Raw genomic sequence first — 10,238 nt, forward strand, 5'->3', positions numbered from 1 at the left:
TTCTTGAATTGGGATGGCCATTGGACTTGCTAGTATTATTCATTCTATTTGGTAGTTTTGGACAATTTAAAACTTAATTAAATTCTATGATTTTGATTCCAGCGATTGATCTTAAGGACGGACATTGCGTTCGTCTTCGGCAGGGTTTGATGGAGGATGCCACGGTTTTCTCTGAGGACCCACTGGCTATGGCTAAGCATTGGCAACAATTAGGTGCGCAACGACTTCACCTCGTGGACTTAAACGGAGCGTTTGAGGGAAGGCCGGAGAATGAGCAAGTAATAAGTGAAATTGTGGATGCAATTGGAGGCACTGTTCCTGTTCAGGTCGGGGGTGGCATACGAGATCTTGAAACGATAGAGCGTTATTTGGATCGGGGAGTATCGTTCGTGGTTATTGGAACTGCTGCGATTCGTAAGCCCGGATTTCTGCAGGAGGCTTGCTTGGCGTTTCCGCGGCATATTATCGTCGGGCTTGATGGCAAGGATGGAAAGGTGGCAGTTGATGGTTGGGCGAAAGTGACCGAGCACAATGTTAATGATATGGCCAAGAAATTTCAGGATTACGGGGTCGAAGCGGTGATTTATACGGACATTGGCCGAGACGGTATGATGACTGGCTTGAATATAGAATCCACGAAAGAATTAGCGTCCTCTTTGGATATTCCAGTTATCGCTAGTGGGGGTATTAACTCGATCGATGACATTCGTAGGCTTAGAGAGTTGGAGGCGGACGGTGTTATGGGAGCAATTACTGGGCGTGCAATATACGAATCTGCTTTTGATTTTGAAGAAGCGAATCAGATCTTAAAGCATGGTTATTCAAACCTCAGTTAATCTCTTAGATGGGTCAGCCGAGTGGCATTAACAAAAAGAATCATTCCTTGCCTCGATGTCAATAATGGACGCGTTGTTAAGGGCGTTAATTTTGTAAGTCTCAGGGATGCGGGCGATCCTGTAGAAGTCGCTCAACGATATGATGAGCAAGGCGCAGACGAGCTTTGCTTTCTTGATATTACGGCTAGCAGTGATGAAAGAGGGCTGATATTGAAAGTCATCGAGGACGTAGCAGAACAGGTGTTCATTCCTTTGACTGTTGGTGGAGGCGTTAGGGCAACTGCTGACGTACAGAGGCTATTGAAAGCTGGCGCAGACAAGGTGAGCATTAATACTTCTGCAGTGCTTAATCCGAGTTTGGTGAAAGAGGCGAGTAGTTTTTTTGGCTCACAGTGTATCGTTGTAGCTATTGACGCGAAGGCGCGCCCTGGGGTTGATTCTGGCTGGGCGGTTTACACTCATGGGGGGCGTAAGGAAACCGGTTTAGACGCGATAGAATGGGGTTTACGGATGCAGGAAGCTGGAGCGGGCGAAATTTTATTGACCAGTATGGATCAAGATGGCACAAAACAGGGTTTTGATATCGATCTTACGCGGGCGATGTCTGATGCTTTGAGTATTCCGATCATCGCCAGTGGTGGAGTGGGTGTTGCAGAGCACTTTGTTGCAGGGGTGCTTAAAGGTGGCGCAGATGCCTTATTGGCAGCCAGTGTTTTCCATTATGGTGAAATGTCAGTAAGACAAGTGAAAGAGGCCATGGCTCAAGCTGGGATAGAGGTCCGGCTATGAGTCATGAGTGGGTGTCTGAGATTAAATGGGGTGCTGATGGTCTGGTGACGGTGGTTGTTCAAGATTGGAGCTCCAGCAAAGTTTTAATGGTTGCTTGGGCTAATGAGGAAGCGATTTTAAAATCGCTCAGTGGTGGGCGGGCGTGTTTTTGGTCGCGCTCTCGCGCTAAACTATGGCTCAAGGGGGAATCGTCCGGGCATTACCAACTGATTAAGGATGTTTATCTAGATTGTGATGGGGATTCGCTCGTGTTTAAGGTTGAGCAAGTCGGTAGTGTTGCGTGCCATACAGGAAGAAATAGTTGTTTTTTTAAGAAGTTGGAACGAGATCAGTGGTCTATCACCGAAGAAGTGATCAAAAATGCAGAAGAGATCTACAAAAAAAATGAATGATCTAGAGATATTTAATCGACTCCATGCTTTAATCGTCAGTCGGAAGGAGTTAGCGACGGGTAAATCCTATACAGAAGAATTGTTTCGAAAGGGGCAGGATCATTTGCTCAAAAAGCTCGGTGAGGAGGCGCTTGAAGTCATGATGGCGTCTAAAGATGATGATTCGGATCACGTTGTTAGAGAACTGGCTGATTTATGGTTTCATTCTTTGGTTGTGATGGCTTACCATGATATTTCTATGGGGGATCTGGCAGCCGAGTTAGAGCGACGGGAAGGAATCTCAGGGCTTGAGGAAAAAGCGGGTCGGAAATAAACTTCATGAAATGTTCTGGGTATGACGCAAGATTGTATCTTTTGTAAAATTGTCTCCGGTGGGGTGCCCAGTGATATGCTTTATGAAGATGATGAACTCTTTGTTTTTAAAGATATTAACCCTCAAGCTCCGGTGCATTTGCTCGTAATTCCCAAGAAGCACATCAGTTCACTTGCGGATGTCACCGAAGAAGATTATGGTTTGCTGGGTAGAATGCTGGGCATGGCGCATTTATTCGCGGCAAAAGCAGGGTTAACAAATGGGTTTAGGTCTATTGTGAATACGGGTAAGGTGGGCCGCCAAGATGTATTTCACCTGCACGTTCACGTGTTAGGTGGGGATGCTCCGCTGCCCCCGATGATTTACCGGAATAGTTAAGTTATAGATATAGAGTGAGGGGTTAGTATGATGATGGGATCTTTTAGTATATGGCATTGGGTTATAGTTCTGGTTGTGGTTGTTTTGGTATTCGGCACTAAGAAACTAGCTAATATTGGCTCGGATCTTGGGAAAGCTGTTAAGGGATTTAAAGATGGCGTCAAAGTCAACGAGGAACAGGGCGCTAAGAAAGCCGAGCTGAACGATAAGCAGGATTCGAGCATCGTTATAGAGAATGAGACTAAAGATCGATCCAACGCGTAGCCGATCTGTCTAGCGGATGAGCGGGATCGTGTATGTTTAGTATCGGGGAGATCATGGTGATCGCGGTTGTGGGGCTGGTGGTTATTGGTCCTGAGCGGTTACCTAAGGTCGCCCGAACGTTAGGACATATTTTTGGCCGGATGCAGCGTTATGTCTCTGACGTAAAATCGGATATCAGTAAGGAGATGCAGTTAGAGGAACTTAAGGCGCTCCAAAAATCGATGAAAGACACTACAGAAGAGATTCAAGATAGCGTGTCGCAACAATTCAATTTTATCGAGTCCGAAGTCCAGGATGTTGATAAAAATGTTCAGAAGGCGTTAAAAGAAGATCTCCAAGGTTCTAAGGTTGAGCCGATTGCGGCACCAGAAAGCGCAATTGATGCAGGTGAGCAATTGGGCGCTGCTGAACGTACAGAAGAGACTGGTGTTGACGCCAAAGAGTCGCTTGAGGATGCGCACCAGCAGTCTAACGGTATCGACTTGATGGCCGGTCTAGGCTTTGGCTATAAAGTTAGCGAAACAATTCAAGATAATTCGCAGTCGCTTGAGAAAGATCAATCGGTAGATATCAAAAAAAACAGTGAGGTCGGTTGAGGCCTTTTGACGATATGCCATATTTCCGATTGCAAAGGTGTCTATTTTGAGTGGTGCTGAAGGATTTATTTCACATTTAATTGAGCTCAGAGATCGTTTATTAAAAGCTATCGTAGCTCTGTTAATAGTTTTTTTTATTTTATTTTATTGGGCGCGGGATATCTATTCCTTGCTGGCAGCTCCGTTGATTGAGGCGTTACCCGAGGGTTCGACCATGATTGCGGTTGATGTCGCCGCACCGTTCTTCGTGCCCATCAAAGTGACGCTTTTTGCATCGTTTGTAGTGGCATTGCCGGTAGTTTTGTATCAAGTCTGGGCTTTCATCGCACCAGGGCTTTACACCCACGAAAAGCGTTTGGTCGTGCCGTTGATCGCTACCAGCACGATACTATTTTTAGTTGGATGCCTTTTCGCCTACCTGGTTGTTTTTCCAACCGTCTTTCATTTTGTGGCGGCCTTTACCCCTGAGGGGGTAGAAATGAATACCGATATTCAAAAGTATTTTGATTTTGTTTTAATGTTATTTCTTGCTTTTGGACTTGCGTTTGAGACACCGATAGTCGTCATTATTTTGGCGCGCATGGGTATCGTTAGTATAAAAAAATTAAAAGAATCAAGGCCATATCTCATTGTTGGGGCCTTTGTTGTCGCGGCTATTTTCACGCCCCCTGACGTCATATCTCAATTGCTACTCGCGTTTCCGATATGGATACTTTTTGAGATTGGATTATTTATTGCCGGGATACTTGAAAAAAAAGCGGATCAGCGAGAGACGCTTGGCGAAGATTAATTAAGAGCTTTTGCCGCTTAAACTCGCGAGTTATCATTGACACTGAATGGCGGTCATTATAAACTTCGGCCCTTTCGCCAGAATGATTTGGCAACATTGGACTGTTAGTTACGGATTTTGAATGAAAACTATTAGCACAAAAGAGAGTGAAGTTGTTCGCACTTGGTATGTGGTCGATGCGAAGAATAAGGTTCTTGGCCGCATCGCAACGGAAATTGCCAGGCGACTCCGAGGTAAACATAAGCCAATCTATACGTCTCATGTGGATACCGGAGACTTTGTCGTAGTTGTGAACGCTGGGGAGTTAAGGGTTACAGGTAATAAGGCTGAAGATAAAAAGTACTATCGCCACAGTGGGTATCCGGGCGGATTGTACGAAACAAACTTTGAAACGATGCAAGATAAATTTCCTGGACGCGCGCTCGAATTAGCCGTTAAGGGCATGTTACCCAAAGGACCCTTAGGATACGCAATGATCAAAAAACTAAAAGTGTACCCGGGAGCAGAACATCCGCATACGGCGCAACAGCCCCAGGCACTTGAACTTTAAAGGGTAATGTAGATGGCTTACGCAAACCAAGCGAATTACGGTACCGGAAGGCGAAAAGCTGCAGTAGCCCGAGTCTATATTAAGGCTGGATCAGGGAATATCGTAGTTAATAAAAAACCCTTAGATCAGTTTTTCTCAAGAGAAACTGGACGTATGTTAGTGAGGCAGCCGCTCGAGGTTACTGATTCGTTAAAGACATTTGATATACAAGTAAACGTCTCGGGTGGTGGTGAGACGGGCCAAGCTGGGGCAGTTCGGCATGGAATTGCTCGCGCACTAGTTGATTACGACGCATCACTAAAACCAGCATTACGACAAGCTGGATTGATCACGCGAGACGCTCGTGAAGTGGAGCGAAAAAAAGTTGGTCTGAAAAAGGCACGACGCAGGCCGCAGTTTTCAAAGCGTTAATACGATGCTGTACTTTTCAAAAAAGGCCGCTGCAGCGGCCTTTTTTATTGGGTTGATGTTGTATAGTTGGCGTGATTGGTAAATTTTAAATAAACGATAGAGCTTTTTATGTTGAATGTGGGCATTGTAGGAGGAACCGGTTACACAGGCGTCGAGCTGATGCGGTTGCTTAGCATGCATCCTGAGGCACGCATTGTAGCGATTACGTCAAGGGCCGAAGAGGGCGTAAGTGTGGGGGACATATTTCCGAGTTTAAGGGGACATGTCGATTTAACCTTTGAGAAACCCACCCTTAGGACGTTGACCAAATGTGATATTGTTTTTTTTGCAACACCTCATGGCGTTGCGATGGAGCAGGCTCAAGAGTTAGTGGCGGCAGGCGTGCGTGTGATTGATCTTGCTGCTGATTTTAGGTTGAAAGATCTTTCTCAGTGGAAAAAGTGGTATGGCCCTGAGCATGGGGCCCAGCGTCTTCTTGAAGAGTCCGTTTATGGTCTACCAGAACTAAATAGAGAAAAAATTAAAACTGCTCGTGTTGTGGGGAACCCAGGTTGTTATGCGACGGCTGTCGAGTTGGGTTTCGCGCCTCTTTTGGCATCAGGGCTTATTGATCCGGGGTCGTTGATTGCTGATGCGAAGTCTGGAGCTAGTGGTGCGGGTCGAAAGAAAGAGTTGAGTATTATCTATTCTGAAGTCGGGGAAAACTTTAAAGCCTATGGATTGGATGGGCATCGACATCACCCCGAAATAGTCGAAGTTTTGGATGGATTGACCGAAGGGAGCGTCAAGCTCAAGTTTACGCCCCATCTGTTACCGATCAACCGAGGTATATTGGCAACGTTGTATGCTAATTTGACTGGGGGTGACTCGAGCGTGGTTAGAAAGTCATTCGAAACTTTCTTTAAGGACGAACCATTCGTTGATTTGCTCCCGATTGGTCAGTTCCCCGATACGCGATCGGTTCGAGGCTCTAATTTCTGTAAGATTGGTCTGCAGATCTCTGAAGATCAGAACTCTGTCGTTGTGATCTCCGTTCTTGATAACTTGGTGAAAGGCGCTTCGGGCCAAGCAATTCAAAATATGAACATAATGTTCAGTTTGGACGAAAAGATGGGATTAAATGGTCTTGGTCTGGTACCATAGTATGGAACACTGATCGAAAATAAGAATGTTTTCTTAGAGTTTTGTATATGAAACTCGTGGCCTTATTACGGATCGAATGGTCTTACGCAAACGGAGATTAATTATGGAAGTCGTTGCCCAGAAGGCAGAACAATTGGTTTTTACTGAATCAGCTGCAAGCAAAGTCAAAGAACTGATTATCGAAGAAGGTAACGAAGATCTAAAATTGAGGGTGTTTGTATCTGGAGGAGGTTGCTCAGGATTCCAGTACGGATTCACCTTCGATGAAGAGATTAACGAGGACGATGCTCAAGTTGAGAAAAACGGGGTTCAGTTAGTGATCGATGCGATGAGCTATCAATACCTTGTCGGCGCTGAAATTGATTATCAGGAGGGGATCGATGGGGCTCAATTTGTCATTAAGAACCCTAATGCTACGTCGACCTGCGGATGCGGTTCTTCTTTTTCCGCATAGGTTTTATTCAAACGAGTCGGCGCTTAACAAATTCAGTATTAATTAATTAAGTTTGTCTCATTAGTCTGATTTGTTGCGGTCCGATTTAGTCGATTTAGAAGGAGTTTTGCTGCGGCCACTTGTGAATCGAAATCTTTTTTAAGTTTTTTACTGATGGGAGGTCCTGGCTGTACGATTGTCTTAGAAGGGTCTACTTGGTTTCCATGCACTAAAAATTCATAATGCAGATGTGGTCCGGTCGCTAAACCACTTGCGCCTACGTAACCAATTATCTGCCCTTGCTCTACTTTAGAGCCTTTCTTTAGTTTTTTAGCGTATTTCGATAAATGCGCATACCGGGTTGATACACCGCTCGTGTGTTGTATTTCGATAAAGTGGCCGTAAGCGCCTTTGGTTCCAAGATAACGTATAGTCCCTTTGCTCGCCGCCATGATTGGCGTGCCTGTCGGTGCGCCGTAGTCAACGCCCTTGTGCGACCTCCATTTTTTCAAGATGGGGTGTAGCCTGTATGTTGAAAACCCGGATGTGACTCGAGAAAACCTCAGGGGCGACCTCAGAAATGAATTTTTAATATTTTCACCGTTTTCGGTGTAGTAGCCACTTTGACCTGTTTTGCGGGCTGTAAAGAAAAAGGCCCTATGCACTTCTCCACGGTTAATGAATTCTATGGCTTGAATTTGACCGGAGGAGATGTAACTATTATCCAAATAGTTCTCTGAGTACAATATTGAAAATTGATCCCCGCTTCTAATGTCCCGATTAAAGTCAATTTTGCTAGACAGTATCTCGGCTATTTCTGGGCCGAGATTGTCTGACATACCATTTGTATCAAGCGCCTTATATAGCGAGGATTGAATAATGCCTGAGCCGAATAACTGTCTATTCTCAAATTCAGTTGAAGCTATTTCAAACCCAGTGCCAGCTGGAATAATATCTGTGGCGTTCCCATTCCGGGACAATATAGTTATCTTGGTAATTGCGCCATTGTGATCGCCAATAGAGCGGATTGAATCGCCCGTTTTAAGTTTTAATCTTTTCCTAGCAGCTTTAGATGCCGTTAAGAACTTAGAGAGTTCGGGGTTGTCGATTCTCAGGCGGCTAAGGATTGTTGAAAAGGTATCCCCCCTTTCAACGATTTCCTCTCTGACAAACAAGCCAAGCTTGCTTAGCTCGCTGACCCCGCCATTAGGGACAGTTGAGATGTCCAGAGGTTGGGTAACTTTTCTTTTTTCAATTTCTCTAGGAGAATAGCTGAGGGCGACGATACATCCAAACATCAGCAGCAGCGCGGCCGTTAATATCACAATGAACGAGTGGCCGAACTGGGTTAACAGCTTGATGTGCGATATTATGTATTTCAATTTAATTTTGATTGTAATTTAAGTTAACAAATTTTATCAGACTTAAATGGGTATCATCGATCGATCTTATCTTAAGAATGAATCATGACTTCGATGCTATTGGCGACTCACCTAAATTTATAAATGAGGCTTTTAAGTGTTTGACGAGCAGTTAAAAATTATTAAGCGTGGGATGGAGGAATTAATTTCTGAAGAAGCCTTAATCGAAAAATTAAGGAAAAAGGGCAAGTTGCGCATTAAGGCGGGCTTTGATCCTACTGCGCCTGATCTCCATCTTGGCCACACTGTTTTGATTAATAAATTGAAACATTTTCAGGATCAAGGGCACCACATTATTTTTTTGATCGGGGATTTCACAGGAATGATCGGTGATCCTACCGGAAAGAATGTTACGCGCCCGCCTCTCACTAAAGATGAAGTTGCCTCTAATGCTGAAACTTATCAAAACCAGGTTTTCAAAATCTTAGATCCAACTTTAACCGAGATAGCCTTCAATTCCACCTGGATGGATGCTTTTTCTTCTTCAGAGATGATCCGTTTGGCCTCAAGTCATACTGTCGCTCGGATGCTGGAGCGGGATGATTTTGGAAAGCGCTACAAGAGTGGGCAACCTATTGCGATTCATGAGTTCTTATATCCGCTTGTTCAGGGGTATGACTCGGTCGCTTTAGAGGCTGACGTGGAGTTAGGTGGCACCGATCAAAAGTTCAATTTATTGGTGGGTCGTGAGCTGCAGCGAGATGCGGGCCAAGACCCCCAGTGCATATTAACGATGCCCTTATTAGAGGGTTTGGATGGTGTCAATAAGATGTCTAAATCCTTAAATAACTATATTGGTATCGAAGATACGCCTTCGGATATGTTTGGTAAATTAATGTCAATTTCCGACGATTTAATGTGGCGCTATATTGAATTGCTCTCATTCAAGAGCCTGGCACAGGTTGACTTATGGAAGAAAGAGGTGGCGGAAGGAAGAAACCCGCGTGACATTAAAATAACGTTTTCCCAAGAAATCGTAGCGCGGTTTCATGATGCTGAGGCATCAGTGCACGCGTTGTCAGATTTTGAGTCAAGATTCAGGCAAGGCGGCGTCCCTGATGAGATGAATGAGTTTTCTCTAACCGCGGATGATGGGGGTTTGTCAGTAGTAAATGCGCTCAAGTTGTCTGGCCTCGCTGCCAGCTCCTCGGAAGCCATTAGGGCGATTCAGCAAGGTGGCGTGCGGGTTAACGGGGATAAAGTTTCTGATAGGGCGGCAGTAATTATGAGTGGTGACACGGTAGTATTACAGCTAGGAAAGCGTAAATTCGCAAGAATTGAAGTTAATTAAAAAAATTTCTGCAATAAACCCTTGACCGAGTTCTCTAGGTCGGTATAATCGTCGCCTCCGCTAAACATTACTGCGGATTGTTCTTTAAAAAATCGGATAGCTAAAGCGTGTGAGCGCTTTGTGTTTGTAAGATATTTAGGATGCGTGTGCTAGTGCTTAGGCACTAGCTGCTCAAAAAAATAGTATTTTGCAATATAATATGAAGTGCTCATACTTATGGATTCTTGTTAATAGAATTTTTTGAGTAAGAGCAGTTGGATTGAACTGAAGAGTTTGATCCTGGCTCAGATTGAACGCTGGCGGCATGCTTTACACATGCAAGTCGAACGGTAACGCGGACTTCGGTCTGGCGACGAGTGGCGAACGGGTGAGTAATGCATCGGAACGTATCCATTTGTGGGGGATAGCCCGGCGAAAGCCGGATTAATACCGCATAATCTCTGAGGAGGAAAGTGGGGGACCTTTGGGCCTCACGCTGATGGAGCGGCTGATGTCGGATTAGCTTGTTGGTAGGGTAAAGGCCTACCAAGGCGACGATCCGTAGCTGGTCTGAGAGGACGACCAGCCACACTGGAACTGAGACACGGTCCAGACTCCTACGGGAGGCAGCAGTGGGGAATTTTGGACAATG

14 protein-coding genes and 1 rRNA gene are annotated in these 10,238 nt (G+C 45.1%); 14 read left to right on the forward strand and 1 reads right to left on the reverse strand.

Annotation, left to right across the window (positions count from 1 at the left end):
* The first annotated feature begins 86 nt into the window (after nt 1–86).
* The 12 genes from hisA (at nt 87) to erpA (ending at nt 6,916) form a co-directional block, all read left to right on the forward strand.
* On the forward strand, nt 87–836 hold the full coding sequence (gene hisA / locus O3A65_08630) for a 1-(5-phosphoribosyl)-5-[(5-phosphoribosylamino)methylideneamino]imidazole-4-carboxamide isomerase (protein ID MDA1332525.1): 750 nt from the start codon (nt 87–89) through the stop codon (nt 834–836).
* Between the two features lie 21 nt (nt 837–857).
* Nucleotides 858–1,625 carry an imidazole glycerol phosphate synthase subunit HisF gene (gene hisF, locus O3A65_08635; protein ID MDA1332526.1) on the forward strand — a complete coding sequence of 256 codons (768 nt, stop codon included), beginning with the start codon at nt 858–860 and terminating at the stop codon, nt 1,623–1,625.
* Nucleotides 1,622–2,017, forward strand: a complete 396-nt coding sequence (hisI, locus tag O3A65_08640) for a phosphoribosyl-AMP cyclohydrolase (GenBank protein ID MDA1332527.1) — start codon at nt 1,622–1,624, stop codon at nt 2,015–2,017. Before hisF ends, hisI begins: the two co-directional genes overlap by 4 nt.
* A complete protein-coding gene (locus tag O3A65_08645; protein ID MDA1332528.1) occupies nt 2,010–2,330 on the forward strand; it encodes a phosphoribosyl-ATP diphosphatase in 321 nt (106 codons plus the stop codon). Before hisI ends, O3A65_08645 begins: the two co-directional genes overlap by 8 nt.
* Before the next feature lie 21 nt (nt 2,331–2,351).
* On the forward strand, nt 2,352–2,708 hold the full coding sequence (locus O3A65_08650; protein MDA1332529.1) for a histidine triad nucleotide-binding protein: 357 nt from the start codon (nt 2,352–2,354) through the stop codon (nt 2,706–2,708).
* 33 nt (nt 2,709–2,741) lie between these two features.
* Nucleotides 2,742–2,972 (forward strand): Sec-independent protein translocase subunit TatA, encoded by a 231-nt coding sequence (tatA, locus tag O3A65_08655; GenBank protein ID MDA1332530.1) that lies wholly within the window; start codon nt 2,742–2,744, stop codon nt 2,970–2,972.
* Between the two features lie 32 nt (nt 2,973–3,004).
* Nucleotides 3,005–3,568, forward strand: coding sequence for a Sec-independent protein translocase protein TatB (tatB, locus tag O3A65_08660; GenBank protein MDA1332531.1), 564 nt, complete (start codon nt 3,005–3,007; stop codon nt 3,566–3,568).
* Between the two features lie 46 nt (nt 3,569–3,614).
* Nucleotides 3,615–4,358 carry a twin-arginine translocase subunit TatC gene (gene tatC, locus O3A65_08665; protein MDA1332532.1) on the forward strand — a complete coding sequence of 248 codons (744 nt, stop codon included), beginning with the start codon at nt 3,615–3,617 and terminating at the stop codon, nt 4,356–4,358.
* Nucleotides 4,359–4,479: 121 nt separating this feature from the next.
* Nucleotides 4,480–4,908 carry a 50S ribosomal protein L13 gene (rplM, locus tag O3A65_08670; GenBank protein ID MDA1332533.1) on the forward strand — a complete coding sequence of 143 codons (429 nt, stop codon included), beginning with the start codon at nt 4,480–4,482 and terminating at the stop codon, nt 4,906–4,908.
* A gap of 12 nt (nt 4,909–4,920) precedes the next feature.
* On the forward strand, nt 4,921–5,319 hold the full coding sequence (rpsI, locus tag O3A65_08675) for a 30S ribosomal protein S9 (GenBank protein ID MDA1332534.1): 399 nt from the start codon (nt 4,921–4,923) through the stop codon (nt 5,317–5,319).
* 108 nt (nt 5,320–5,427) lie between these two features.
* Complete coding sequence (gene argC / locus O3A65_08680) at nt 5,428–6,462, forward strand: N-acetyl-gamma-glutamyl-phosphate reductase (GenBank protein MDA1332535.1); 1,035 nt, start codon at nt 5,428–5,430, stop codon at nt 6,460–6,462.
* A 103-nt stretch (nt 6,463–6,565) separates the two neighbouring features.
* Nucleotides 6,566–6,916 carry an iron-sulfur cluster insertion protein ErpA gene (erpA, locus tag O3A65_08685; GenBank protein ID MDA1332536.1) on the forward strand — a complete coding sequence of 117 codons (351 nt, stop codon included), beginning with the start codon at nt 6,566–6,568 and terminating at the stop codon, nt 6,914–6,916.
* A 38-nt stretch (nt 6,917–6,954) separates the two neighbouring features.
* On the opposite strand, the gene O3A65_08690 is transcribed toward erpA, so the two are convergent.
* Nucleotides 6,955–8,220, reverse strand: a complete 1,266-nt coding sequence (locus O3A65_08690) for a peptidoglycan DD-metalloendopeptidase family protein (GenBank protein MDA1332537.1) — start codon at nt 8,218–8,220, stop codon at nt 6,955–6,957.
* 193 nt (nt 8,221–8,413) lie between these two features.
* On the opposite strand from O3A65_08690, the gene tyrS reads away from it, so the two are divergent.
* Nucleotides 8,414–9,607: a tyrosine--tRNA ligase gene (tyrS, locus tag O3A65_08695; GenBank protein ID MDA1332538.1), complete on the forward strand. Its 1,194-nt coding sequence runs from the start codon at nt 8,414–8,416 to the stop codon at nt 9,605–9,607.
* A gap of 261 nt (nt 9,608–9,868) precedes the next feature.
* Nucleotides 9,869–10,238, forward strand: a 16S ribosomal RNA gene (locus tag O3A65_08700); the annotation flags it as partial.

The organism is Pseudomonadota bacterium (assembly GCA_027624715.1).
Lineage (GTDB): Bacteria > Pseudomonadota > Gammaproteobacteria > Burkholderiales > Eutrophovitaceae > Eutrophovita.